The following is a 24385-nucleotide window of genomic DNA, read 5'->3' on the forward strand; positions in this document are numbered from 1 at the left end:
TGTCTCTTCCAGTTATCACGCTTTCGTGAAGCGCTGGGCCGGAAAGTAACCCTGTTCCGTCGTTCCTGCATCGGGCGAAGGTCAGGCTCGCACGTACGACCAAAGTCGTAGACGGTTAAACCCGCCATGCGCGAAGAACACGCATGGCGGGCATTGTCGGGGAAATGGCCGGCGCAGATGCTATCAGGCGCCGCCGAGACCCAAGGCAGCGCGCAGTTCAGCCTTCGCAGGCTCGTATTCGGCCTTGAAGTCATCATGCTTCATGATTGTCGCGGCAATGACGCTGCCGGAAATGCGGCCCATTTCCACGTCGGAACGGTAGTGAATGCCGCCAACGATGCGGTTGTTGCCGTATTCCCAGGCGCGGGCCATGATTTCAGCCTTCTTTTCCGGAACCATGTTGGACAGAACGATGCCCATCAGCGTGCCAACGGTCGTGTGACCGGAGGGCCATGCACCGGAATTGGACGGCTTGACGGCCGGCTTCACGAGTTCGCTCAGCTGATGCGGACGCGGACGCTTGAAAACATCCTTTGCCGGATCAACGACAGCGCCTTCGGTTTCAACAACCCGGTCGAAAAAGGCAGCAAGCTTCGGCAATTTGTCCTTGTTGAAATCCGGACCCAGAACGTCGGCGAAACGCCAGACATTTTCCTCGGCATCGGCCTGGGCGCGGGCAACCATTTCCGGTGTCCGCGTCACTTGCAAGGTAAGAACTTCGCCGATTTCTGCCTTGGTCTGTGCCGAATCATTGGCGGGAGGCGGGGGCAAAATGGTCAGGAGGTCGATTTCCTTACTATCGCTGAAAGGCTTGACCTCGCCGGCATAGGCGGCGGTAAGGCCAACAAAAGCAAACGCTGTCAGCAGACTGAGCAATCTACGCATAAAATGGTCCTCGTTAGGGTGATGGTCGCCATTGGATCATGCGCTCGTTGGATGTCACGTTTGTGACACAATGGGGTCATTGAAGGCGGTCTTGCACGGCAAAGGTTGTGATGAAGCCGAGGTGGCAAGAAGACGCACGGTCCTGAGGCGTCTTTCCGTTGTGCCACCTGCCTGTGAAATATATTGAGGGCGGGGAGCTGCCAGATCGGACGCCATGTTTCAATCCATCCACACCATCATGCAACATCCCGCATGGCCCGGCCGGACGGCCTGGGTATTTGCGCTGAGAACGAATGTCGCGGCGCTTTTTGCCCTCACGGCAGCCTTTGCGTTGAACCTGCAGCAGCCGCAATGGGCAATGATGACTGTCTTTATCGTGTCGCAACCGATCGCCGGCATGGTCATCAGCAAGGGATTGTTTCGTCTGGCCGGAACACTGATCGGGGCTTTGGCGGCGATGGCCATCACCGCCGCGACAGGTGATATGCGATGGCTGTTTGTGGCGTCGATCGCCCTGTGGGTGGCACTGTGCACCTACGCGGCCTCGATGTTGCGGAACCCGGAATCCTACGGTGCGGCTCTTGCGGGCTATACCGCCGTCATTATCGCACTCCCGGCGTTTGGCCATCCGCATCTCCTGGCCGAATTTGCCTATGCGCGCTGCACCGAGATTATGCTCGGCATCGTCTGTGCCGGTGTGGCCAGCCGCTTTTTTCAACCGCAGCTTGCACGAACGGCGCTGGTGGAAGGCCTGGAAAACTGCATCGCCGATCTGGCGCGCTATACCAGCGATGCGATTGCCGGGCGCGATGCCGGGCACCTGAAGACGGCGCACAGGAAGCTGATCGCGGACACGCAGGCCCTTGCCGCCATGCGGGCTCACGCACGGCTGGAAGCCCCCAGCCTTGTCACGCATGGCCGCCATTCCCGCCATACGGTGGGGCATCTCATGTCATGCTTGTCGATTGTGAACATCCTTGTCGCGCATCGGGTCTCGTCCGACGGGACATGGAGCAGCCTGCGTGACAAACTCGGGGTATTGCTCGATGACATGGCACGCGACTTCAAGGTTGACGCCGTTGAGCCGTGGCTCGGCAGGGTGGATATCATCGCAGCCGAAATTGCGGAGCTGAAAGGCAGGCCGTGGGGCGACGACAGCATCGGCATGATGGCCCGTTTGACGCTGCTGGGTGAGTTTCTCGACGGGCTCAAGGCAACGTTGAACGGTCTTTCGGCATTGCGCAGCCGCTCGCAATATATGGCCGGCAGCAGGAAGCCGCCGGCATTGCCGGTCTACCGGGATCACAGCACGGCCCTGGTGAATGCGGTTCGCGCTGTTGTCGCGACAGCCCTGATGACGGCCTACTGGATGGAAAGCCGGCATGCGGATGCGGCGGCGGCGGCGATTATCGTCGCAGTGGTGTGCAGCCTGTTCGCATCCATGCCCAACCCGCTGCAGACGAGCTGGGGATTTTTCAAGGGCACGTTATACGCCGTTCCGTTTGCCTTTGTTTTGGGGCAGTTGATCCTGCCGTCTTTCCCCGGTCTGTTCTGGTTTGCCCTATTCATCGTTCCCATCCTCGTACCGGCGGCGCTGCTGATGGCGGATCCGCGCCATGTCGGGCCGGCAACCGCTTTCGCCATCAATTTCATCGTCTTCCTCAAACCGCATGAGGCGATGGTGTTTGAACCGCAGGTTTTCATGGAAACCTCGCTGTCGGTTCTGGTCGGCATCCTCATCGGACTTCTCGTCTTCATTGTTGTTCTGCCGAAGCGGCCGCAGGTGACGGTGAACCGGATGATGGGCGCGTTGCGAACGGATATTGTCCGGCTCTGTCTGCGTGACCGGGTCCCGAGCCCGTCCGCATTCAACAGCCTTGCCTATGACCGCATCAACCAGTTGATGCCGATTCTCAGGACCATGCGGGAGGCGGGGGAGACCCTGCTGGACGACGCCCTGTCATCGGTCACCCTCGGGGCGGAAATCATCCGGTTGCGGCGGCTGTTGTCATGGGGGCGACTGGAGCACGATATTGCCGATCGCGTTTCGGAAAACCTCGCGCAATTGGCGAAAATGATAAGCTTGCAGACGCAGGATACCGGAGCCGTCGCAGGCTATGTCGCATCCGCCCGGTCAATGGCAGCGGACATTCCCGGGATGTCGGCGCGCCCGCTGGCCCTGCAGGCCGCAGCGTCGCTGCGGCTCATCGCCGTCATGATCGAGGACCATCCCTCTCTGGTTCTCGGCGCGCGCGCCCGGTCGAGCGGGGATAAAAAGGGCGCCTTCCGCTTCGGCATTCTTTGATGTCCGGATCGATGGACGCCGTTTTCCATCTCGGGCAATAGCTTCACTTTCACTATTCCCCTATCATGATTTCAATGGCTTATGATTCTACGAACTATTCCCTGAAAGACCTGCTTCGCCCGGTTGTCGCCGCGGAAGATGCACTTGCACGGCTGGATGAACGGGTGGCGCGCAAGGGCGATTTCGGTGCGCTGGGCAGCCGCCAGTCCAAAGACGGCTTGTTGCGCGAAAACGAAGGCTGGATTGCCCGGTCGCATTTCATGGAAGCCTGCAATGCGCTGTGGCTGGCGGGTGAACTTGTTCATGTGGAGGACCTTGTCCTGCATGACGCCCGCATGGATATCAGGACGCCAACCCATGAATTGACCCGGGCGCACGCAATTCTGCGAACCCGGCGTCAGATCGCCTCCAGTCCCGCACAATGGGCACTGAGCCCGAAGGGCATTGCCAGCCTGCGCGGTCGCTGGGGTAGCGATGCGCTTCTCGCGCCGATTATCAGCGAACCGGTGCGCGGGTTCGATATCGAGGCTGCCCCCGAGCCAGGGTCAGAAGCGGAAAGCGCTTTCGAGGAAGAACTGGCAAGGCTGGACGCGCTGCTCGACCGTTCGGAACGCCTGCTGAAGCAGCCCAAGGAAACGCGTGACACGCCGCCGGCCAGAGCGGAAGCAATCTCTCCCGGTCATCTGACGCCGGATGGGGATTCTCTGATTTACGATCCGGACTGGGATGAAGACGGCAGGATGGAGGAGTGGTTTGCGGTCATGGATCGCTCCCGCGATCTGCCGCCCATGCTGGCTGCGGCTCTGCTCTGGGATGCGTGGGAGGAAATCGAGCCACTGCAGCACCAGCATTGGCTTGGCCCCATGCTGGTCGCCTCCATGTTGCGCGAGCGCATGAAGACGCGGGCGCATCTGGCGGTCTTCAATGCCGGGTTGCGCGCGATACCGCGCGATCGCCGCCGCGCCCGTGACCGCAACACGCGGCTCACGGCCTTTCTGGAAGCCGCGCAATCATCGGCCATTGCCAGTCTGAAAGAGATCGACCGGTTGAGCCTCGCCCGCGTCCAGATGGAACGCAAGCTGAAGGACCGCCGCTCGACCTCCAGCCTGCCCGGCATGATCGATCTCATTCTGTCACGGCCGATGGTTTCAACGGCGCTGATTGCCAAGGAGCTGAAAGTGACGCCGCGGGGCGCGCTCAATCTCATTGCCGAGTTGGGTGTGCGGGAGATGACCGGGCGGGGCCGCTACCGTGCCTGGGGTATCGTCTGACGATCCCTGAAGGGGGCAGGCAGGCTTGCCTTCATGCCGCGGAAATTTTCGCTTTAATACTTGACTCAATTATTCATATTTTAATATGGTCCCGGCGGCCCCGCATGGTCATCCGCAATGGATGGACGGCGGAAGCGCAATGCCAGGAGAATACCCATGTCTGCCATGCCGACCGTTCTGAGCAGCTCCGCTACGGTTAAACTCCAGGCGCCGCAGGACATGCTGGACAAGCTCTGCAACGTCTTTTCCGAGCATGCGCGCGTCGAACGTGATGACGCGGAGGGGCGCATTGAAACGCCCTATGGCAAGGCGCATCTGACAATTGCCGGCGATATCCTGTCTCTCGATGTCGAGGCCGATGATGAAACATCGCTGGCCTATGTCCGCATGGTGCTGGCCGATAGTCTTCTGGGCTTCGCCGGCACGGAGAAACCGCAACTGTCATGGGTGGGCGATGGTCTGGACAGCGCCGAACTGCCTTATTTTCGCGAGATGCGGGTGGTGAACGCCCGCGACCTCACGCCCCATATGCGGCGCATCCGCTTGCGCGGTTCCAATCTTGCCCGGTTTGCGATTGGCGGCCTGCATATCCGGCTGCTGTTCGCGCCGGAAGGCCGAAAGCCGGTTTGGCCGACCATGGGGCGCGATGGCCGTCCGGTCTGGCCGGAGGGGGACGATGCGCTGACCGCCCGCGTCTATACCATCCGCACCATCGACATTGAGCGCGGCGAAGTCGACATCGACATGGTCGTTCATCCCGGCAACGATACGCCGGGATCGACATGGGCCTTGAATGCCAAACCGGGCGGCATTGTCGGAATGACAGGCCCCGGTGGTGGTGGCGTGGAAGACGCGCGGCGATATCTCCTGGTTGGCGACGAAACGGCGCTACCTGCAATCGGCCGGATTCTGGAAACACTGCCTGCGGAGGCCGAGGCAACCGTCATTCTTGAAATCGACAGCCCCGCTGACAGGCAGCCTCTGCAATCCGCAGCAACACTCGATGTTCGCTGGGTGTATCGCGATGGCGCACCCGCCGGGACGACCGGCGGGCTTGCCGGGATCGTTGAAGGCCTCGACTCCTCCGTCATTTCCCCCGACACCTTTGTCTGGGCCGGCTGTGAGTTCGCCGATTTCAAGCAAATCCGGGCGCATCTGCGCAAGGAGCGAAAACATGAGCGCTCCAAGCATCTTGTTGTGGCCTACTGGCGGCGCGGTTTTGACGGCGACAACGCCAGGCGGGACGATTGAGACGCGCAAAATGCCCAAAAATGCCCTTGCCATAAAACTTGGGGTTGCAGAAGTTAATTGTTGATTATTATACTCAACAATATTACAGCCGCTCCACCAGATCAAATGCCACGCATCGGACCCGCTGAGAGCCGGCAGAGTTTTCCGGCCCGATGGCTGAGATGGCGGAAGAAGCGAAAGATAAAAGTCATGCGCAAAAGCACAGGCGGATTTCCAGTGAAGCGGAATGTTTCAGGGCGTATCAGAGCAGGAACGGTCGTCCTTCCGGTCCTGTTGTTGCTGGCTTCTCCAGTGATGGCGCAAGAAGGCGCGCCGCAGGCGGCGCAGCCTCAGACCATCCAGCAAAGCCCGGTTGAAGCCGCCCCGGCACCTCAAGCGGCGCCTGCGCCTGTTCTCCAGGCTGCTCCGGCGCCGTCCGCACCGGCCGCCGTCACCAAGGCAACCCTCCCGCACAACTTGTCCCCCTGGGGCATGTTCATGGCGGCGGACTGGGTGGTGAAGGGGGTGATGATCGGACTGGCCTTCGCGTCGCTCGTGACCTGGACTGTCTGGCTGGCCAAGACGCTGGAACTGGCCGGGGCGAGGGTCCGCGCCTATCGCGCCCTCAACGCTATCGGCGGTGCGCGCACCCTGCGCGATGCCGAACAGGCACTGGAAGGCCGCGGCGGACCGGGGGCTCAGCTGGTCAATGCCGCACGCGAGGAAGTGCGCCTGTCGCAGGAAGCGCTGAGTTATGCGGGTGCTGATGGTTTGAAGGAGCGTGTTTCCTCCCGCCTGTCGCGCATCGAGGCGCAGGCCGGCCGCCGCATGAGCCGGGGCACGGGCGTGCTGGCGACCATCGGCTCAACGGCACCGTTCGTCGGTCTCTTCGGCACGGTATGGGGGATCATGAATTCCTTCATCGGCATTTCGGAATCGCAGACGACCAATCTTGCCATTGTCGCGCCGGGCATCGCCGAAGCCTTGCTTGCAACGGCCATCGGTCTTGTCGCCGCGATCCCCGCAGTCGTCATCTACAACGTGTTTGCCCGATCCATCACCGGCTACCGCCAGTTGCTGGCGGATGCCTCGGCGGGTGTTGAACGGCTTGTCAGCCGCGACGTGGATTTTGCGCTGGTGCCGCCGGTGCATCAGCCCCGTGCCGCTGCGGCGGAGTAGAGGTAGAGATCATGGCCGGCGGTATCAGGCACAATGTTTCCGACGACGAATTGCAGGAAAACCACGAAATCAACGTGACGCCATTCATCGACGTCATGCTGGTTCTGCTGATTATTTTCATGGTGGCGGCACCACTCGCCACCGTCGATATCAATGTCGACCTGCCGGCGTCGACGGCGGCGCCAGCCACCCGACCAGACCAGCCCCTCTATCTCACACTGAAGGACGATCATACCATCGCGATCGTCAATGACACGGTGACGAAGGAAACGCTGGGCGCCTTCCTTGACCAGAAGACGCAGGGCGACAAGGAAACGCGTGTGTTCCTGCGTGCCGACCGGGCCGTGGACTATGGCGCGCTGATGGATCTGATGAACACCCTGCGTGACAATGGCTATCTCAAGATCGCCCTCGTCGGACTCGAAAGTGCCCCGTCGGTGCCCGCTGGAAGTGCGCAGTGATGTCGGGCGAGCCAGCAGCACGCGGGGCGGGACGGTTTCAGCTGAACTGGCGCGAAATAGGCCTGTGGTCCGCCGCCGGCATTGTGATGGCCGGCTTGCATGCCGGTGCGGGATGGTACGGATACAGGTATCAGCCGGAAGCGGAGGCTGGAGATATTGCCGCTGCTGTGATGATCGATATGGAGCCGCTGCCGGCTCCCGTCATTCCGGAAGCCGTTGCCGAGCTGCCGCCGGTCGAGCCGGAGAAGATCACACCGGAGCCTGTCCAACAGGAGGCCAAGGCGCCCGACATGCCGCCGGAAAAGCCGATCGAACCCGAACCTGAGCCGCAGCCTGTCGAACAGCCGGTGCCGGAAGAGCAGGTGGTCCCGGAGGAGCCGCAGCCGGAAAAAACGGTTGAACTGCCGAAGGCGGAAGTGCCGTTGCCTATTGTCCGCCCCGAACAGAAAAAGCCGGATGTGCCTAAAAAGGACATGCCGAAGAAGGTTGTGCGCAAACCGGTGAAGACACAGGTCACGGACGTGAAGAGCGATACCGTTGTGGAAGCCAGGCAGCAGCCAAGCGTGTCACGGGCCAGTTCTGCCAGTGCTGCCCGCAGCTGGAAAGACAAGATCAACTCCTATCTGGCACGTTATTCCCGCCGTGCCCGTGGCGGCGGTCATGGTTCCGGCAGGGCGAGCGTGGCGTTTACGGTCACGCGCGATGGCAATATCATTGCTTCGAGGATCGTCGGCAGTTCTGGAAATCCGGGGCTTGACCAGTATGTCCTCGATCTGGTCCGCCGTGCGTCGCCCGTCCCCTCGGCGCCGGATGATTTTCAGGGCGGGAGTCAATCCCTGTCCATCCCCATTTCCATTCAATGATCCTGAGAATGACGATGAATTCAGGTGCGCTCACTAACCTGAAGGGGCGTCATGCATCGCGGGAAGGTTGTGCCCACTGCCTTCTGCTGGACGATGCGAAGTAGTCTTTCATCTGCAGTGACAAACACGCATTGCCGTTGTTTCGCAAGCGCGAGATAAATGCAGTCATAGGCAGGGTGGCCAAGCAGAATTGCCAGCCTTGTCGCCTCTTCCAGAAGCCCGCGCATGCCGATCAGTTCAATGTCTGCCTGTTGCAGCAGCCGGCTGGCCAATTGGGCCTCTTCCAGCGTCAGCTCGGTTCGCTGCACTTTCTTCCACAGAATGTTGGCGCACTCGGCGACGAGAAGGTCAGGCGCCGCGAAATGATAGCGGCCGCGCAGTCTCAGCGCCTGCTCCGTCCCTTCCTCTTGAATGACCCATTTGACGGCGATGCTGGCATCGATGATCAGGGTTTCCATCAACGCTCGTCGCGTCCTTCGCGGAGCAGTTCTTCCGAAGGCGTTTGCTTCCGGTTCATCGTCAGTTTGCGCAACTGGACAGCAAGATCATCAAAGGAAGGCTCGATCTCGGTCGCCAAAGCCTGGCGCAGAATTTCGCGGTGTTCCGCTTCCGTTGAGCGGCCGTGGCGCGCTGCGCGCAACTTGAGCTTTACAATGAGATCATCATCGAGATTTCTGACGTGCAGGTTTCCGGCCATGCGTACCTCCATTGATCTCAATGATAGCAAAGAGATCACAGCGGTTCAAGCAGATTGGCTTTCAGGTGCGGGCGATCATTTCCGCCGCCTTTTCCGCAATCATAATCGTCGGCGCGTTGGTATTGCCCGACGTGATGGTCGGCATGATGGATGCGTCGGCGATGCGCAATCCTTTTATGCCCCGCACGCGCAACTGGGGATCGACCACGGATTCCTGATCGGCGCCCATGCGGCAGGTGCCGACGGGATGAAAGATCGTCGTGCCGATGGCGCCTGCCGCCTCGATCAGCTCCGCCTCGCTCTGATAGTGCGGCCCCGGCTTGAATTCTTCCGGCCTGTAGCGCTGCAGCGGCTTTTGCGCCACGATGTTGCGGGTGATGCGGATTGAATCCGCCGCGACACGGCGGTCGCTGTCCGTTGTCAGGTAATTCGGCCGGATGGCCGGATGGGCCCGGTAATCCGGTGATTTGATGTGAACGGAACCACGGCTTTCCGGCCGCAGATTGCAGACGCTGGCGGTAAAGGCTGGGAAGGGGTGGACGTTTTCGCCAAACTTTTCCAGGGATAGCGGCTGCACGTGATATTGCAGGTTCGCCGTCGCAAAAGACGGATCGGAGCGGGTGAAGACCCCCAGCTGGCTTGGGGCCATCGACATCGGGCCGGACTGGTTGATGAGGTATTCCAGGGCAATCGATGCCTTGCCCAAAAGTCGGTTGGCCTTTTCGTTGAGCGTCGTAATGCCCGTCACCTTATAGGCGCAGCGCAGTTGCAGGTGATCCTGCAGGTTTTCACCGACCGAGCGCCGTTCAAGAACCGGAGTGATTCCGGCGTTCTGCAGAACGTCGCCGCGGCCGATGCCGGACAATTCAAGAATCTGCGGCGAGCCGACGGCGCCTGCCGCCAGGATCACCTCGCGGCGGCAGTGGATCGTGCGGATGGTTCCCGCCTGTTCGATCTCCACGCCCCCGGCTGTCAGGCCGTCGATAACGAGCTTGCGGACATGGGCTCCCGTTTCCACCGTCAGGTTCGCCCGTTTCATTGCCGGGCGAAGAAACGCCTTTGCCGTGTTCCAGCGGATGCCGCGTTTCTGGTTGACCTTGAAATAGGAGCTTCCTTCATTGTCGCCGCGATTGAAATCGTCGGTGCGCGGGATCCCCGCCGCTTCGGCAGCATCCCTGAACGCATCGAGAATATCCCAGTGCAGGCGCGCTTCCTCCACGCGCCATTCGCCGCCCGACCCGTGAAATTCATCGCTGCCGAGATAGTAATCTTCCGACTTGCGGAAATAGGGCAGGACGTCATCCCAGCCCCATCCGGCACAACCATCCTGCCGCCACAGATCGTAGTCGCGCGCCTGCCCGCGCATATAGATCATGCCGTTGATCGACGAGCAGCCGCCAAGCACCTTGCCGCGCGGATAGTTGAGGACGCGGCCGTTGAGGCCAGGTTCAGCCTCGGTCGAAAAGCACCAGTCCGTCCGCGGATTGGAGATGCAGTAGAGATACCCCACCGGAATGTGAATCCAGGGGTAATTGTCCTTGCCGCCGGCCTCGAGCAGGAGGACCGACACGTTCCGGTCTTCCGACAGCCTGTTGGCCAAGGTGCAGCCTGCCGTGCCTGCCCCGACGATGATGTAGTCATAGCTGGCTGTCATGTCAGTGCCCGGAGCTGCTCTCGAGTTTCTTGCCGAACCGCGAGGCGTAGAGCTCGCCGATAATGCCGCGGCGGAAGACGAGGACGCAGACCATGAAAATGATGCCGGTGATCACCGTGACCGGAAATTCCGACGTGGCGAGATAGTTTTCCAGCGCCGTGATGAATCCGGCCCCGACGATCGGGCCGACCAGCGTGCCGATGCCGCCAAGCAGGGTCATGAGCACGACCTCGCCGGACATCTGCCAGCTGACATCGGTCAGCGTTGCAAACTGAAAGACAATCGCCTTCAAGCCGCCGGCAAGGCCGGTGAGCGCTGCCGACATGACGAAGGCCGCAAGCTTGTAGCGGGCAACGGAATAACCGAGCGAAATGGCGCGGTTCTCGTTTTCCCGGACGGATTTGAGGATCATGCCGAAGGGCGAATTGATGATGCGCCAGATGATGAAGACACCGATGAGGAAAACGGCCAGCACGAAGAAATACATGTTGAGCGGATCGTTCAGATCGATGAAGCCGAGGAGCTTGCCGCGCGGCACACCCTGAATGCCGTCTTCGCCCTTGGTGAAGGATGCCTGCAGGCAGAAGAAAAAGAACATCTGCGACAGGGCGAGGGTGATCATCGTCGAATAGATACCCTGACGCCGGATGGCGAAGAAACCGATGATCAGTCCAAGGATCGTTGCGCCGAAGACGCCGAGCAGGATGCCGAGCTCCGGCGGAAAGCCCCATTCCTTGACGGAATGGGCGGTAAAATAGGCGGCTCCGCCAAAGAATGCCGCATGGCCGAAAGAGAGTATGCCGGTATAGCCGAGAAGCAGATTGAAGGCGCAGGCGAACAGCCCGAAACACAGCACCTTCATCAGGAAGACCGGGTAGAAATGGAAGGGCGCGAGAATGAGCGCTGCGACGCCGATAAGGATCAGCAGCATTTCAAGATTGAGAAACCTGCTTTTCTGGCCTGGGGAAACTGTCGTATCGGTCATGTCAGACCTCCTTTCCGAACAGGCCTGCCGGACGGACAAGCAGAACGATCGCCATGATGACGAAGATCACGATATTGGAGGCCTCGGGGTAGAACACCTTGGTCAGGCCCTCGAAAATACCGAGCATGTAACCGGTGACGATGGCGCCGAGAATAGAACCCATGCCGCCGACAACCACCACGGCGAACACGACAATGATCAGGTTGGTGCCCATGAGCGGGCTCACCTGATAGATCGGTGCCGCCATGATGCCCGCAAGCCCGGCAAGCGCGGCGCCGAGGCCATAGGTAAAGGTCAGCAATATCGGCACGTTGATGCCGAAGGCCCTAACAAGTGTCGGATTTTCCGTCGCCGCGCGCAGATAGGAACCCAACCGGGTTTTCTCGATCAGAAGCCAGGTGGCAAGACAGATGGCAAGGGATGCCAGCACCACCCAGGCACGGTATTTCGGCAGGACCATGAAGCCGAGATTATAGCTGCCGGTGAGAGCGGCGGGCACCGCATAGGGTTGTCCCGCCGCACCGTAGTAATAGCGGAAGGTCCCTTCGATCACCAGCGCAAGCCCGAAAGTGAAGAGCAGGCCATAGAGATGATCGAGATTATAGAGACGCGAGAGTGCGACGCGTTCGACGATCGCACCGGCGACGCCGACGATGACGGGCGCAAGGATCAAGGCGGGCCAGTAGCCGATGCCGAGCTGGGCAAGCAGGAGATACCCGACAAAGGCACCCAGCATATACTGCGCGCCATGGGCGAAATTGATCACGCGCAAGAGGCCGAAGATGATCGCCAGGCCAAGGCTGAGCATGGCGTAGAAGGAACCGTTGATGAGGCCGATCAGCAACTGTCCGAGGAAGGCCTGCAGGGGAACGCCGAAGATCATGGTCATGGGTCAGACTCCCAGCGCTTCGTTGAGCATGGACATGCGTTCCGGCAGTTCCCGGACGTGGAAATTATCGATGATCTTGCCGTGATCCACCACGTAGAAGCGATCCGCGACCTTGCTGGCGAAACGGAAATTCTGCTCGACCAGCAGAATGGTCATGCCGCGCTGCTTTAGCGTCACCAGCACTTCGCCGATGCGCTGCACGATGACCGGGGCAAGGCCTTCGGTCGGCTCGTCAAGCAGCAGCAGTTTGACCCCGGTGCGCAGGATGCGGGCAATGGCCAGCATCTGCTGCTCGCCGCCGGAAAGTTTGGTTCCGGGACTGTTGCGCCGCTCTTTCAGATTGGGAAAAAGATCATAGATCTCCGGTATCGACATGCCGCCCTTGGCAACGATGGGGGGCAGGTTGAGATTCTCATCGACGGAGAGCGTCGCGAAGATGCCGCGCTCTTCCGGCACGAAACCGATGCCGGCATGGGCCGTGCGGTGCAGGGGAACGCGCATCATATCCCTGCCGTCAAAGGCGATGCTGCCGGTGCGCTTGCGGATAATGCCCATGATCGAACGCAGGGTCGTGGTCTTGCCGACGCCGTTGCGGCCAAGCAGGGTGACGGTTTCGCCCTCATGGATATCGAGATGGACGCCATGCAGCGCGTGGCCTTCGCCATACCAGGCATGGAGATCGCGGACGGCGAGGAGGGGTTTTGGATCACTCATGTTCGGTCCCCATATAGGCAACGCGCACCCGTTCATCCTGGCTGACCGTCTGGTAGTCGCCGGAGATGAGAATCTCGCCGCGCTGCAGGACGGTGACCTGGTCGCAAAGATCGGCAACGACCTTCAGATTGTGTTCGACCATCAGGATTGCCCGGTCGCGGGCCACCTCGCGAATGATCTCGGCAACGATGTGCACGTCCTCGTGGCCCATGCCCGCCATGGGTTCATCCAGAAGCAGGACCTTGGGATCGAGCGCCAGCGTTGTGGCGATCTCCAGCACGCGCTTGCGGCCATAGGAGAGGTCAGCGGCCAGTTTATTGTGGGCGTCGTGCAATCCGACGGCCGTAATCAGTTCCATGGCCCGATCATTCAGCCGGTTGAGGGCGCTGGTCGGCAGCCAGAACTGCGTCGACAGGCCGGCCGGGCGTTGCAGGGCCACGCGCACATTGTCGAGAACGGTGAGATGCGGGAAAACCGCAGAAATCTGGAACGAGCGAACCAGCCCCATACGGGCGACTTTCGCCGGGTCGGTTCTGGTGATGTCCTGATCGAGCAGGGTGATCGTGCCGCTCGACGGCTGCAGAAACTTGGTAAGGAGATTGAAAACCGTGGTCTTTCCCGCGCCGTTGGGGCCGATCAGTGCGTGGACTTTCGCATGATGGATATCCAGATCCACATTATTGACGGCGATGAAGCCGCCAAAATCCCGGCGCAGGCCGCGGGCGGAGAGAACCACCCGGGCTCCGGCGTTACCGGCGCTGCCGGGGGAAGTATGTCCTCCCCCGAATGCCGTACTGCTCAACGAAGCTGTCATCCGGACTACTTGGCCAGATCGCAGCCGCTTTCGGCTGGCTTTATATAGGCCTCATCGCCCGGAACCGTGGCCAGAACCTTGTAATAGTCCCATGGCTCCTTGCTTTCCGATGGCTTCTTGACTTCCATCAGATAGACATCGCTGATCAGGCGGCCGTTGGCACCGACCTTGGCGCCACGTCCGAAGACGTCATCGACAGGCATTTCATGCATGGCAGCGGCAACTTTTTCCGTGTCATCGGTGCCGGCTTTCTGAATGGCTTTCAGATACTGCGTGACCCCGGAATAGGTCGCGGCCTGGATCATGTTCGGCATGCGGCCGGTGCGCTTGAAGAACCTGCGCCCGAACTCGCGGGACTGGTCGTCGCGATCCCAGTAGAAGCTTTCCGTCAGGGTCAGGCCCTGGGCTGCTTCAAGGCCGAGGCCGTGCACTTCCGCCAGGGTGAAGAGCAGGGCTGCCAGACGCTGGCCGCCCGATACGATGCCAAATTCAGCGGCCTGCTTGATGGCATTGGCGGTGTCGAGACCGGCATTGGCCAGACCGATCACCTTGGCACCGGATGACTGCGCCTGCAGCAGGAACGAGGAATAGTCGGCTGTTGCCAGCGGATGACGCACGGAGCCGACCACTTTACCGCCCTTCGACGTCACATATTTGGTCGTCTGTTCTTCCAGGGAATAGCCGAAGGCATAGTCGGCGGTGAGGAAGAACCAGGTATCGCCACCCTGCTTGACGAGCGCACCGCCGGTGCCGACAGCGAGAGCGTGGGTGTCATAGGCCCAATGGAAACCATAGGGCGAGCACTGCTTGCCGGTCAGTTCGGCCGTGGCCGCACCGGTCACAAGATCGATCTTCTTCTTTTCCTTGGAGATGCCCTGCACGGCGAGCGCGACGGACGAGGTGGTCAATTCCATGATCGCATCGACCTGCTCCGTGTCATACCACTGGCGGGCGATATTGGAGGCAATGTCCGGCTTGTTCTGATGGTCGGCGGTGATGACCTCGATCGGCGCGTCGAGAACCTTGCCGCCAAAGTCTTCGGCGGCCATCTTCGCCGCTTCGAACGACCACTTTCCGCCGAAATCCGCATAGACACCGGATTGATCGTTCAGGATGCCGATCTTGACTTTGCCGTCCGAAATGCCTGCACTCGCAGCGGGCATAACGGTTGCAGCCATCAGGGCAGCGGTTGCAATTGCCAATAATTTCATTCTGTTCTCCTCCCAAAGAAACGCCGCTCACAGAATCATCGTATGATGGACCGTCGCGGACTTGATCGTCTCGGCTGAAAATGACCCAAAGCCATGACGCAGAGATGTCTGCGCCCAATCGGTTCGGTTCTCCTCCTCAATCCGGTCAGCCATTCCTCTCTGCCGGATAATTCTTGCCCCTATGATTGTCCCGTTTCTCGTAGCAGGCAACCATTCGTTGAAAAAACTGTAGCATTGACAAATAAGTACACAAACACCTATTTTCGCACAGAATAGGTACAAATACGTACATATGGGTGCGCCTTGCGGCAATACACATGGGACGATCTGCAATATTTCCTGGCGGTGGCGCGGACCGGTCAGCTCACGACGGCAGCGCGTCGCCTGCGCACCAATCACGTCACCGTCTCCCGGCGGATCGACAGGCTGGAGGAGGCACTTTCGGCGCGTCTTTTCGAGCGGAATCCGCGTGGATACATTCTGACGGCACTTGGCGAGAAGCTGATTGAATCGGCTGAAATCATGGAGCGCGAAGCCGAGCGCTTTCAGAATGAAGCCTCCGGCGGAACGGTCTCGCTCAGCGGTGTCGTGCGCTTGAGCATTCTGGAGGGGATAGCCAATTTCTTTCTGGCGAACCGCCTGCCCATCATGGCGCAGTCCTACCCCAGTCTTTCCGTGGAAATGGTGACGATCCAGCAGATTGTCTCGCTGTCGCGCCGCGAGGCGGATTTGTCGATCACGCTGAATCCGACACGCACGGGCCCCTATCATCAGGAAAAACTGATGCCCTACCGCTTGTTCATCTATGGGGCGAAAGACTATCTCGCCCGGCATCCGGCGATCCGGCAACGCGCTGATCTCTCCGCTCACCGCTTCATTGGCTATATCGAGGATATGATTTTCACGCCCGGGCTCGACTATATGCGCGAGATTCTTCCCGGTCTGCGGCCGGCCTACCAGAGCTCAAGCATTTTTGCCCAGTTGAGCGCTGCCCGCTCGGGTTTCGGCCTTTGCATCCTGCCCTACTTCATTGCCTACAATTATCCGGAACTGGTGCCGGTGCTGCCAAAGGAAATGCACCTCAATCGCGATTACTGGCTGATCTGCCATGAGGATATCGTCAACACGCCGCGCATCCGCGTGCTCAGCGATTTCATCCGCTCGGAGGTTGGCAGCCAGACGGCGATTTTTGGCGGCTATCCCCTGCTTGATTGAAAGCGGGCAGCAGACAGGCGCGGGGCGATGTTTGCCAGACCATCCGGCAAGGATTGCTGGCGGATGAGCTTGGCAGCAAGCTGCGATAGCGCCGGAGCAGTCTGGATACCATATCCGCCCTGTCCGGCGAGCCAGAAGAACCCGTCGAGTTCCGCGTCGAATCCCGTAACGGGTGTACGGTCCGGCGCGAAGGTGCGCAGACCGGCCCAACTCCGTTCGACACGGTTGACCGGTATCGTGACCGCCTGTTCATAGCGGTAGAGGCCTTCGGCGAGGATCATGTCGTCCACATAGGCGTCATGCGGTTCCACCGGGGTTTCATCACCGGGCGAGACGAACAATCGTCCGCCGTCAGGCTTGAGGTACCAGCTCTCATTGGCATCGTCGACCACCGGCCAGCTGCGGGTGTCGTATCCCTCCGGCGCGGGCAGCACGGCGACCGAGCGGCGCAAGGGGGTAAACCCAAGCGGCTTGCCGCCGAAAATGCCTGCTATGACGTCGGCCCATGCGCCGGAAGCGTTGATGACCGTAGGGGCGCGGAATGTCTGACCCGGCGTCTCGACCAGCCAAAAGCCGTTCACCCGGCTCGCGCGGATGACTTCGCATGACGTGCGAAGTTCGGCGCCGAGGCCCGTCGCCTTGCGCAGCCAGCCCTGATGCAGGGCATTCACGTCGATGTCCTGCGCTTCAGCCTGATAGCAGACAGCCTTGATATGATCGCGGTTGAGGATCGGCACCATTTCCACGGCCCGGTCTACGCTGATCTCCTCGACATTGACGCCGTTTTTGATCATGTCTTCGCAGCTTGCAATGCCGGTTTCATCGGCGATGGTGAGGGCACCACGGGGTGTCAGCAGCGGTTCGGGAAACAGGTTCGTGTCACGCTGCATGAACATGGGCGCGCTGAAATGATTGAGCGCACGAATGACATCGTTGCCGTAATTGGGGAGGAATATGGCAACTGAGCGTCCCGTCGAATGGTAGGCCGGCTGGCTCTCCCGTTCGAGTATGATGACCTTGTGCGTATGGGCAAGCTCGGCGGCTACGCCAACGCCGGCAATGCCGGCGCCGATGATGAGAATGTCGGTGTCGATGATGTCGGTCATATCCGCGTCAGGTCTTTCAGATAGGGATTGCTGTCAATCGATGCTGCAAAGGCGTGCCGGTCGATGTCGGCAAAAACCAGGTGTTCATTGGCATCCGTGCAGGCAGCGACGAGGCTGCCATCCGGCGCGGCTATACGGGAGAGGCCGGCAAAAGTGAAGCGTTCGTCGCTGCCGGCGTGATTGACATAGGCGACAAATATCTGGTTTTCGAACGCGCGTACCTGAATCATGTGCGCGGCGATGAATTCTCCGGATGGGCCCGCGGGAAGCGCCGTCGGCACGAGGATCATCTGTGCGCCCGCCTGCGCCAGGCGGCGGACATTCTCCGGAAATTCTACATCGTAGCAGATCAGCATGCCCAGCTTCAGCCCGGCAAGCGGGACAATGCAGCTGGCCGGTTTTGCCGGGGTAAACAGGGCCCGCTCATAATCGCCATAGAGATGCGATTTCCTGTAGATGGCAGGCTGGGTATCGCCGCAGACAAAGGCCGCACTATTGTAAATGTGATCGCCATCGCGTTCGGCAAAGCCCGCGATGATGGCTATGGCGTTGGCCTTGGATATGGCCTGCAGCCGATCGATCTGTTCGCCATTGGCCGGCTCTGCCAATCCCGTGATCGTCTCTCCCGCACCGTAACCGGTCAGGGCGAGTTCCGGGGCGACAAGCAGGTCGGCACCGGCTTTGGCGGCAGCTTTCGCGGCTTGCCCGATGCGTGCCAGATTGGCGCTGACATCGCCGCAAACCGCCTGCATCTGGAGTGCTGCCATCCGCATCATTTGTCGTCCGTGGCCATGGCACCAAGCAGCTTGGGCAGGTCGCCGAATTTTGCAACCAGCGAGAAGATCACGGCGGCGGTGGCGACGAAGAGAATGGTCACCGAGGCCATGGTCGGCGTATAGCCGTAGCGCAGTGCATTGAAAATCTTGATGGGGAGCGTTTCCAGCGTAAAGCCGACGGTCATGTAGGCAACGATATACTCGTTGAGCGACAAGACGAAAGCGAAGGCGTAGCCGGAAACCAGATAGGGCAGGATCAGCGGCAGGATGACCGTGCGGAAAATGGTGCGATCGCTCGCGCCCATGGTGGCCGCAGCCTCGACGAAGGAGCGGTCGATGGATGAAAAGCCGAGCGATAGCGTCACCAGCGGCAGGGTGACGAAGAAGATCGCGTGGCCGATCACGGCGGTCCATGGCTGGCCATAGAAGCCGGTGGTGGCCCAGAATGTCAGAAGGCCGAGCGCGGTGATGACCGGCGGCAGCGTGAACGGCGCAATGCCGAGGACCTGAAAGATGTTCGCCCACGGTGCAATGCGCCGCCACAGGAACCATGCAAGCGGCAGCGCAATCAGCACGGCCAAAGCCGCTGATGTGGTGGCGAGGACGACCGAGGCAATGAGAGCACTGCGCCATTCCGGATTGAGGAAGATTTCGCCGTACCAGGCCAGCGAAAAGCCCTGCGGCGGAAAGGCAAGCGTCTGCTTCGCGTTGACCGACACGCCGGCAACCACGATCAGCGGAAGGGCGAGAAACAGCCCGACGAGGAAGAAATAAAGGCGTCTGAGGGTGGTCATCATGCCTTTTCTCCCTTGCGTCCGATCAGCAATGTCAGGGCCACCAGACCAAGCGTCACAAGCACCAGAAACACGGCCATGGCCGCCGCAAACGGCATGTTGGACTGGTAGATCGCCTGATCGGTGATGAGGACGGAGAGCGTCCAGTGCTGCGGCCTGCCAAGAATCTGCGGCAGCAGATACGAACCCAGCGCGAAGATGAACACCATTATCAGCGTCGCCATGATCGTGTTGCGCAGCGCCGGCACAAGCACGTTGAAGAAGGCGCGCACCGGCGACGAACCCAATGTCCGCGCCGCCTCCATCAGGGTGGGATCGAGCCGGACAAGGGCGGGGTAAAGGACAAGCACCGTATAGGGCAGCGCCTGATAGACCATGCCCGTCAGCACAGCGCCAAAGCTCGGCGACAGGGCGACGGCCTGTTTCATCAACCCCAGTTGGACAAGAATGTTGGTGATCCCGGCCGTGCGCGAAAACAGTGTGGACCAGGCAAAGCCGATGATGACTTCCGACAGCGACAGTACGGAGAGCAAGGCCACGAGCCAGATCACCTGCAACCGGCGCGGCAGCTTGGACAGGAGATAGGTGAAGGGCAGGGCAAGAACGACGCAGCAGATGGCGACGGTGATGGCCAGCATCAGCGAGAAGCCGAGAACGCCGCCGAAGAAGACGCTGAGAAAGCGCTCGTAATTGGAGAAGACGAAGGCAGGCGTATAGAAGCCGCCCTGCTGGCGCTGGAAGAAACTCACAGCGATCATGGTGCCGAACGGCACCACGAAAAACACCAGCAGCATGCCCGCGGGGAAAAACAGCGGCCCGTAATCGGCTATGGATTGGGGGGCTTCGCGCTTCATTGTTTCAGCACCACGCAGACATCGGGGGCGAGCACGATGCCGACCTGTTGTCCGGCTGTCACCTCAGGCCGGGCACGCGGCGTCGAGACGGCGACGATCTGCTTGCCACCCGCTTCCACGAAGGTTTCGATCGTGCCGCCAAGATCGCGCACGAAGGTCACGGTGCCGTTGATGGCGCCGTTGCCCGGCGCTGTCAGGTGCACATCTTCCGGCCGCACGGAAATCGTTGCTTTCTGCAGTCCTGCAGGCAGGACCAGACCGGGCACGCTGTGCCCGAAGATGGTGGCGGCGCCCGAACTGTCGGCCGTCGTTTCGATGAGATTTGTCGAGCCGATGAAGTCGGCGACAAACGTATCGGCGGGCTTGCGGTAGATTTCGATCGGCGAGGCGGCCTGGCGTATGTGTCCGCCATTCATGACCACCACCGTATCGGCCATGGTCATGGCTTCGCGCTGGTCGTGCGTCACCACGATGGTGGTGATGCCGAGCTTCTGCTGCAGCTGCCGCAGTTCCACCTGCATCGCTTCACGCAGCTTTGCATCGAGCGCCGAGAGCGGCTCGTCCAGCAGGAACAGTTTGGGCGAAAGCGCCAAAGCGCGGGCGATGGCCACGCGCTGGCGCTGGCCGCCGGACAGTTTCGAAACGGGCCGGTCGCCGTAGCCGGGCAGGTGGATCAGGGCCAGCAGTTCATCGACGCGCTTTTTCTGGTCTTCGCGGCCTTTGCCGCGAATGCGCAGGGGGTAGGCGATGTTCTCGCCCACGCTCAAATGCGGGAACAGGGCCAGCGACTGGAACACCATGCCCAGATTGCGCTTGTGGGTCGGGACCTTGGTGATGTCTTCGCCGTCGAGCAGGATGGAGCCGCCGGTCGGGTCGTCGAGCCCGGCAATCATCCGCAGGAGCGTGGTCTTGCCGCAGCCCGATGGCCCGAGCATGCATACAAACGTGCCGTGCGGCACGGAAAGCTGCACATTCTCCACGGCGGTAAATGTACCAAATTGCTTGGTCACACCGTTCAATACCAGTCCGGACATCGAGCCCTCGTTTCATTCGTCATCGTTAAAAAGAAACCCGGTTCGCAATAGGCCGGGTTTCACCTTTGTACAATCCGGCAGGCTGCCGCCGGTTCCGGAAAGCCTATCCGCAACCGGCGGCAAACGCGATCAGCCAACGATCAGCTCGGTCCATTTCTGGTTGAGGAAGTCGGCCTTGGTCGTCAGCAGGTCGTAGCGCGGCAGGATCGGTTCGATATCCGACGATACAGCCGCGAACTCCTTTTCATTCAGGTCGAGCAGTTCGCGCTTGACCGTCGGAGCCGTGCCCACCTTGCGGGACAGGGTTGCCTGAATGGCTGGCTGGCTCATGTAATCGATGAAGATATGCGCTTCGTCGATCTTCTTTGATGCGCGTGACACCGCCCAGCAGCCTGAATCCTGGATGCCGCCTTCCTTCGGGAAGGTGGAGCGGACAGGATGCCCCTCGGACGCTGCCAGGCCGGTAACGTCGTGATAATACTGGCCCATCGGGATTTCACCTGATTTCAGCGCCTGTTCGAACTGCGCTTCGTCGCGGTACCATAGCCGGACATTCGGCTTCACTTCGGCCAGCTTGTCGAAGACCTTGAGGATGCCTTCCTCCGTATCGAGGGCATTGGTGCCGCCGAAGAAGGTTTTTGCCGTCACTTCCAGAAGGAACGAGTTGGAAACGAGGGCAAGCAGGCCGAGTTTGTCGGCGTTTGCCGGATCCCAGAAGGCCTGCCAGGATGTCGGCGCTTCCTTGTAGACATCGGTGTTGGTCACGAGCGTGATATACCATGCCACCGCGCCGATACCGGCGATGCGCCCATCGGGATATTTGTTGATGAAACGGTCGAGCAGGTTCTTCGCGTTGGGCAGTTTCGCCGTGTCAAGCGGCGTCCAGAGTTCGGTCGACTGGCCCTTGATCATGGCAACCTGCGACATCATCGAAATATCGGCAGGGGCAGCACCGGCCTTGGCAGCCTGTTCAAGCTGAACCAGCCAGGCTTCGCCCGTCGGTTCTGCGACGGATTCAACGGCAATGCCGGTTGCCTTGGTGAATTCGGGGAAAATGTTCTTGTCGAACGAATTCTTGAAGTAGCCGCCATAGACGCCGATTTTCAGGGACTTGTCCTGTGCGCGCAGCACGGACGGCATGGCAAGCATTGCGGTGCCCAAAGCCCCGGCAGCCAGCACGGTACGCCGGTTGACGGCTGTTTTGATCATTGTATCCATAGTCCGATCTCCTTCTTGTTGGCCAGTTTCTGGCTGATTCCCACTCTTTTACCAACACTGCGCGCGCTCTAGCGCTGTGCGGTACGAAGTTCCAGTTTCTTAGTGTAGCGCGTCAGCGGATAGCACAGAACAAAATAGATCAATGCCACCAGCCCATAGACGGTGAAAGGTTCGAAAGTTGCATTGTTGATGGCGTTCGACGTCCTGACCAGTTCCTCAAATCCGATGATCGACGTCAAAGCCGTGCTCTTGATCAACTGCACGAGAAAACCGACCGTCGGTGCCCGTGTTATGGCAAAGGCCTGCGGCAGGATGACCAGCCGCAGCTGCGCGAAATAATGCAGGCCAAGGCTGCTGCCGGCGTCCCACTGTCCGTCTGGCAGCGATTGCACGCCGCCCCGCCAGATTTCGGCGAGGAACGCACTGGCGCAAAGCGTCAGACCCAGCACTGCGGCCGTCCAGGCTTCGATACGGAAGCCGAGCAGCGGCAGGCCGAAGAACAGCAGAAACAGCTGCATCAGCAGCGGCGTTCCCTGAAACAGGCCGATGTAATATTGGGCGCTGCGGCGCAGCCAGTTGCGTTTCGAGATACGTGCCAGAAGGATAGCCACGCCGACGATGGCACCACCGGTAAAAGCGACGATGGAAAGCAATACTGTCCAGCGGGCCGCCAGCAGCAGATTGCGCGCTATGTCCCAGAAGGTGAACTCGATCATGCCATGCCTCCGGCAATCGATCGGCGTCCGGCCGCATAGAGCAGCCTGCGCAGGGCGATACTGAGCCCGAGATAGACCAGGGTCACGATGAAATAGGTTTCGAAAGCGCGGAAGGTGCGCGCCTGAAGCATGTCGGCCTCGTAGGTCAACTCCCGCACGGCGATCTGCGAAACGACGGCGGATTCCAGCATCATGATAACGATCTGGCTGGTCAGGGCAGGGAAGATAACCTTTAGCGCCTGAGGCAGTACGATCTTGATGAAGATGATCCTCGGGCGAAGGCCAAGCGCCTTCGCCGCTTCGGTCTGCCCCTTGTGAACGGCATCCAGTCCGGCGCCAACGATCTCTGTGCTGTAGGCCGCCATGTTCAGGGTCATGGCAAGGATCGCTGCCGCAACGGGGTCAAGGCGGATGCCGAGGCGCGGCAGGCCGAAAAAGATGAAGAACAGCTGCACCAGAAACGGTGTGTTGCGGATGAGCTCGACGTATCCGGCAACCAGCTTGCGCAGGATCGCATGGCGGCTGCGGCGCCCGATGGCGCCGAAGATGCTGAGCAATGTGCCAGCGACTGAGGTCACGACGATCAGAAAGACCGTCATGGCCGCACCGCTGGCAATCATGCCGAGCGCATCGTTCAACCAGCCGAAATCGAGCGCATAGCCCACAGGTCAATCCTTGAGATTGGCAGGATTGAGCGGTGTCTTCAGCCAGGCCTCGGAACTCTTGTTGAGCGAGCCATCCGCCAGCATCTTCGCGACGGCATCGTTGACGGCCTGCTTGAGACGGTCCTCTTTCTTGTTCAGGGCAATATGCGAGGGAGACGTCAGAAGCTGGAATTTCTGTTCCGGCGCAAGGGCTTCCTGCCGCGCGAGCACCTGCGCGCCCACATCGTTGCCGACCACCATGAGCTGCGTCTGGCCGGAGATGAAGGCCTGGATGACGGCGTTGTAATTGTCGAAGCGCTTTACGTCGGCTGAAGCCGGTGCCGCCGCAGTCAGGGATGTGTCTTCCAGCGTGCCGCGATTGACGGCAATGCTCTTTCCGGCGAGATCGTCCTTGTTCTTGATCTCAAGCGCCTTCGGCCCGATCACCGCGATGTAGTACGGAGCGTAAGGCGCGGCGAAATCGAGGACCTGTTCGCGTTCCTTGCTGTAGCCGACGCTCATCAGCAGGTCGACGCGATGTTCCGTGAGGTAGGGAATGCGGTTCTGGCCGGTAACGCTGACAGTCTTGAGCTTGACCTTCAATGCGTTGGCAAGAGCCTGGGCCACGTCGATATCATAACCCTTCAGGGTCATGTCGGCGCTTGCCGACGAGAAGGGCGGGAAGTCGGCAAAGACACCGACATTGATAACGCCGGCTTTAGTGATGTCGTCGATGGCGTCGGCGCGCGCCGCCGTTGCCGACATGGCGATGGTTGCACCACCCAGCAGCAGAAGCGCGGCAAAGGATGATTTGAGCGTGGTTTTGAATGTCATGGCAGTCCCCTTCTTGTTATTATGTGACGGTGCGGA

General features: G+C 60.3%; 25 protein-coding genes. 7 read left to right on the forward strand and 18 right to left on the reverse strand.

All coding sequences use genetic code 11. From position 1 onward, the window contains the following. Window positions 1-183: 183 nt before the first annotated feature. Entirely contained in the window at window positions 184-885 is a 702-nt protein-coding gene (locus tag ACZ5FP_RS23780) for an acid phosphatase (protein ID WP_105733456.1), read from the reverse strand. Between the two features lie 214 nt (window positions 886-1099). Here ACZ5FP_RS23780 and ACZ5FP_RS23785 point away from each other — a divergent pair, with 214 nt between their 5' ends. The 6 genes from ACZ5FP_RS23785 (at window position 1100) to ACZ5FP_RS23810 (ending at window position 8194) form a co-directional block, all read left to right on the forward strand. Next, complete coding sequence (locus ACZ5FP_RS23785; RefSeq protein ID WP_464664526.1) at window positions 1100-3190, forward strand: FUSC family protein; 2091 nt, start codon at window positions 1100-1102, stop codon at window positions 3188-3190. 74 nt (window positions 3191-3264) lie between these two features. Then, window positions 3265-4461, forward strand: a complete 1197-nt coding sequence (locus tag ACZ5FP_RS23790; protein ID WP_464664527.1) for an RHE_PE00001 family protein — start codon at window positions 3265-3267, stop codon at window positions 4459-4461. Between the two features lie 156 nt (window positions 4462-4617). Beyond that, entirely contained in the window at window positions 4618-5712 is a 1095-nt protein-coding gene (locus tag ACZ5FP_RS23795) for a DUF2218 domain-containing protein (RefSeq protein WP_464664528.1), read from the forward strand. A gap of 294 nt (window positions 5713-6006) precedes the next feature. Beyond that, window positions 6007-6870: a tonB-system energizer ExbB gene (gene exbB / locus ACZ5FP_RS23800; protein WP_464664855.1), complete on the forward strand. Its 864-nt coding sequence runs from the start codon at window positions 6007-6009 to the stop codon at window positions 6868-6870. 11 nt (window positions 6871-6881) lie between these two features. Beyond that, window positions 6882-7331, forward strand: a complete 450-nt coding sequence (gene exbD, locus ACZ5FP_RS23805; RefSeq protein WP_223614843.1) for a TonB system transport protein ExbD — start codon at window positions 6882-6884, stop codon at window positions 7329-7331. After that, window positions 7331-8194, forward strand: coding sequence for an energy transducer TonB family protein (locus tag ACZ5FP_RS23810; protein WP_464664529.1), 864 nt, complete (start codon window positions 7331-7333; stop codon window positions 8192-8194). The genes exbD and ACZ5FP_RS23810 overlap by 1 nt, the downstream gene beginning before the upstream one ends. Before the next feature lie 20 nt (window positions 8195-8214). Here ACZ5FP_RS23810 and ACZ5FP_RS23815 read toward each other — a convergent pair whose 3' ends face one another. The 8 genes from ACZ5FP_RS23815 to ACZ5FP_RS23850 form a co-directional block, all read right to left on the reverse strand. Beyond that, window positions 8215-8652 (reverse strand): type II toxin-antitoxin system VapC family toxin, encoded by a 438-nt coding sequence (locus tag ACZ5FP_RS23815; RefSeq protein ID WP_464664530.1) that lies wholly within the window; start codon window positions 8650-8652, stop codon window positions 8215-8217. After that, a complete protein-coding gene (locus ACZ5FP_RS23820; protein WP_464664531.1) occupies window positions 8652-8891 on the reverse strand; it encodes a FitA-like ribbon-helix-helix domain-containing protein in 240 nt (79 codons plus the stop codon). The genes ACZ5FP_RS23815 and ACZ5FP_RS23820 overlap by 1 nt, the downstream gene beginning before the upstream one ends. A 61-nt stretch (window positions 8892-8952) precedes the next feature. Continuing rightward, complete coding sequence (locus ACZ5FP_RS23825) at window positions 8953-10545, reverse strand: GMC family oxidoreductase (RefSeq protein ID WP_464664532.1); 1593 nt, start codon at window positions 10543-10545, stop codon at window positions 8953-8955. A gap of 1 nt (window position 10546) precedes the next feature. After that, window positions 10547-11530, reverse strand: coding sequence for a branched-chain amino acid ABC transporter permease (locus ACZ5FP_RS23830; RefSeq protein WP_346306040.1), 984 nt, complete (start codon window positions 11528-11530; stop codon window positions 10547-10549). Between the two features lies 1 nt (window position 11531). After that, window positions 11532-12419: a branched-chain amino acid ABC transporter permease gene (locus ACZ5FP_RS23835; RefSeq protein ID WP_223614846.1), complete on the reverse strand. Its 888-nt coding sequence runs from the start codon at window positions 12417-12419 to the stop codon at window positions 11532-11534. 3 nt (window positions 12420-12422) lie between these two features. Further along, a complete protein-coding gene (locus tag ACZ5FP_RS23840; protein ID WP_464664533.1) occupies window positions 12423-13133 on the reverse strand; it encodes an ABC transporter ATP-binding protein in 711 nt (236 codons plus the stop codon). Continuing rightward, complete coding sequence (locus ACZ5FP_RS23845) at window positions 13126-13869, reverse strand: ABC transporter ATP-binding protein (protein ID WP_223614942.1); 744 nt, start codon at window positions 13867-13869, stop codon at window positions 13126-13128. The genes ACZ5FP_RS23840 and ACZ5FP_RS23845 overlap by 8 nt, the downstream gene beginning before the upstream one ends. An 83-nt stretch (window positions 13870-13952) precedes the next feature. Continuing rightward, window positions 13953-15158, reverse strand: coding sequence for an ABC transporter substrate-binding protein (locus ACZ5FP_RS23850; protein ID WP_464664534.1), 1206 nt, complete (start codon window positions 15156-15158; stop codon window positions 13953-13955). A 303-nt stretch (window positions 15159-15461) separates the two neighbouring features. Between ACZ5FP_RS23850 and ACZ5FP_RS23855 the strand changes: the two genes are divergently transcribed. After that, window positions 15462-16373: a LysR family transcriptional regulator gene (locus ACZ5FP_RS23855; protein WP_223614849.1), complete on the forward strand. Its 912-nt coding sequence runs from the start codon at window positions 15462-15464 to the stop codon at window positions 16371-16373. Here ACZ5FP_RS23855 and ACZ5FP_RS23860 read toward each other — a convergent pair. From ACZ5FP_RS23860 to ACZ5FP_RS23900, 9 genes are all read right to left on the reverse strand, one after another. Then, window positions 16355-17479, reverse strand: a complete 1125-nt coding sequence (locus ACZ5FP_RS23860; protein ID WP_464664535.1) for an NAD(P)/FAD-dependent oxidoreductase — start codon at window positions 17477-17479, stop codon at window positions 16355-16357. The two genes, ACZ5FP_RS23855 and ACZ5FP_RS23860, sit on opposite strands and share 19 nt — an antisense overlap. Continuing rightward, window positions 17476-18255 (reverse strand): carbon-nitrogen hydrolase family protein, encoded by a 780-nt coding sequence (locus ACZ5FP_RS23865; RefSeq protein ID WP_464664536.1) that lies wholly within the window; start codon window positions 18253-18255, stop codon window positions 17476-17478. The genes ACZ5FP_RS23860 and ACZ5FP_RS23865 overlap by 4 nt, the downstream gene beginning before the upstream one ends. Next, window positions 18252-19052: an ABC transporter permease gene (locus tag ACZ5FP_RS23870; protein WP_464664537.1), complete on the reverse strand. Its 801-nt coding sequence runs from the start codon at window positions 19050-19052 to the stop codon at window positions 18252-18254. The genes ACZ5FP_RS23865 and ACZ5FP_RS23870 overlap by 4 nt, the downstream gene beginning before the upstream one ends. Next, complete coding sequence (locus ACZ5FP_RS23875; RefSeq protein ID WP_464664538.1) at window positions 19049-19903, reverse strand: ABC transporter permease; 855 nt, start codon at window positions 19901-19903, stop codon at window positions 19049-19051. Before ACZ5FP_RS23875 ends, ACZ5FP_RS23870 begins: the two co-directional genes overlap by 4 nt. Continuing rightward, window positions 19900-20937 carry an ABC transporter ATP-binding protein gene (locus ACZ5FP_RS23880; RefSeq protein ID WP_464664539.1) on the reverse strand — a complete coding sequence of 346 codons (1038 nt, stop codon included), beginning with the start codon at window positions 20935-20937 and terminating at the stop codon, window positions 19900-19902. Before ACZ5FP_RS23880 ends, ACZ5FP_RS23875 begins: the two co-directional genes overlap by 4 nt. Window positions 20938-21066: 129 nt before the next feature. Beyond that, on the reverse strand, window positions 21067-22146 hold the full coding sequence (locus ACZ5FP_RS23885; RefSeq protein ID WP_464664856.1) for an ABC transporter substrate-binding protein: 1080 nt from the start codon (window positions 22144-22146) through the stop codon (window positions 21067-21069). 77 nt (window positions 22147-22223) lie between these two features. Then, window positions 22224-22871, reverse strand: coding sequence for an amino acid ABC transporter permease (locus ACZ5FP_RS23890; protein WP_464664540.1), 648 nt, complete (start codon window positions 22869-22871; stop codon window positions 22224-22226). After that, window positions 22868-23536, reverse strand: a complete 669-nt coding sequence (locus ACZ5FP_RS23895; protein ID WP_162800200.1) for an amino acid ABC transporter permease — start codon at window positions 23534-23536, stop codon at window positions 22868-22870. The genes ACZ5FP_RS23890 and ACZ5FP_RS23895 overlap by 4 nt, the downstream gene beginning before the upstream one ends. Before the next feature lie 3 nt (window positions 23537-23539). Continuing rightward, window positions 23540-24349, reverse strand: coding sequence for a transporter substrate-binding domain-containing protein (locus ACZ5FP_RS23900; protein ID WP_464664541.1), 810 nt, complete (start codon window positions 24347-24349; stop codon window positions 23540-23542). Window positions 24350-24385: the final 36 nt, after the last annotated feature.

Source organism: Phyllobacterium sp. T2-21 (genome assembly GCF_055378485.1).

Bases quoted from the DNA above. Each gene is read 5' to 3' on its own strand.
- exbB (WP_464664855.1), top strand. From the start codon at position 6,007: ATGGCGCAAGAAGGCGCGCCGCAGGCGGCGCAGCCTCAGACCATCCAG.
- ACZ5FP_RS23835 (WP_223614846.1), bottom strand. From the start codon at position 12,419: ATGACCATGATCTTCGGCGTTCCCCTGCAGGCCTTCCTCGGACAGTTG.
- ACZ5FP_RS23810 (WP_464664529.1), top strand. From the start codon at position 7,331: ATGTCGGGCGAGCCAGCAGCACGCGGGGCGGGACGGTTTCAGCTGAAC.
- ACZ5FP_RS23820 (WP_464664531.1), bottom strand. From the start codon at position 8,891: ATGGCCGGAAACCTGCACGTCAGAAATCTCGATGATGATCTCATTGTA.
- ACZ5FP_RS23860 (WP_464664535.1), bottom strand. From the start codon at position 17,479: ATGACCGACATCATCGACACCGACATTCTCATCATCGGCGCCGGCATT.
- ACZ5FP_RS23780 (WP_105733456.1), bottom strand. From the start codon at position 885: ATGCGTAGATTGCTCAGTCTGCTGACAGCGTTTGCTTTTGTTGGCCTT.
- ACZ5FP_RS23850 (WP_464664534.1), bottom strand. From the start codon at position 15,158: ATGAAATTATTGGCAATTGCAACCGCTGCCCTGATGGCTGCAACCGTT.
- ACZ5FP_RS23870 (WP_464664537.1), bottom strand. From the start codon at position 19,052: ATGATGACCACCCTCAGACGCCTTTATTTCTTCCTCGTCGGGCTGTTT.
- ACZ5FP_RS23795 (WP_464664528.1), top strand. From the start codon at position 4,618: ATGTCTGCCATGCCGACCGTTCTGAGCAGCTCCGCTACGGTTAAACTC.
- ACZ5FP_RS23785 (WP_464664526.1), top strand. From the start codon at position 1,100: ATGTTTCAATCCATCCACACCATCATGCAACATCCCGCATGGCCCGGC.
- ACZ5FP_RS23815 (WP_464664530.1), bottom strand. From the start codon at position 8,652: ATGGAAACCCTGATCATCGATGCCAGCATCGCCGTCAAATGGGTCATT.
- ACZ5FP_RS23825 (WP_464664532.1), bottom strand. From the start codon at position 10,545: ATGACAGCCAGCTATGACTACATCATCGTCGGGGCAGGCACGGCAGGC.
- ACZ5FP_RS23900 (WP_464664541.1), bottom strand. From the start codon at position 24,349: ATGACATTCAAAACCACGCTCAAATCATCCTTTGCCGCGCTTCTGCTG.
- ACZ5FP_RS23885 (WP_464664856.1), bottom strand. From the start codon at position 22,146: ATGATCAAAACAGCCGTCAACCGGCGTACCGTGCTGGCTGCCGGGGCT.
- ACZ5FP_RS23830 (WP_346306040.1), bottom strand. From the start codon at position 11,530: ATGACCGATACGACAGTTTCCCCAGGCCAGAAAAGCAGGTTTCTCAAT.
- ACZ5FP_RS23890 (WP_464664540.1), bottom strand. From the start codon at position 22,871: ATGATCGAGTTCACCTTCTGGGACATAGCGCGCAATCTGCTGCTGGCG.
- exbD (WP_223614843.1), top strand. From the start codon at position 6,882: ATGGCCGGCGGTATCAGGCACAATGTTTCCGACGACGAATTGCAGGAA.
- ACZ5FP_RS23865 (WP_464664536.1), bottom strand. From the start codon at position 18,255: ATGATGCGGATGGCAGCACTCCAGATGCAGGCGGTTTGCGGCGATGTC.
- ACZ5FP_RS23840 (WP_464664533.1), bottom strand. From the start codon at position 13,133: ATGAGTGATCCAAAACCCCTCCTCGCCGTCCGCGATCTCCATGCCTGG.
- ACZ5FP_RS23875 (WP_464664538.1), bottom strand. From the start codon at position 19,903: ATGAAGCGCGAAGCCCCCCAATCCATAGCCGATTACGGGCCGCTGTTT.
- ACZ5FP_RS23790 (WP_464664527.1), top strand. From the start codon at position 3,265: ATGGCTTATGATTCTACGAACTATTCCCTGAAAGACCTGCTTCGCCCG.
- ACZ5FP_RS23880 (WP_464664539.1), bottom strand. From the start codon at position 20,937: ATGTCCGGACTGGTATTGAACGGTGTGACCAAGCAATTTGGTACATTT.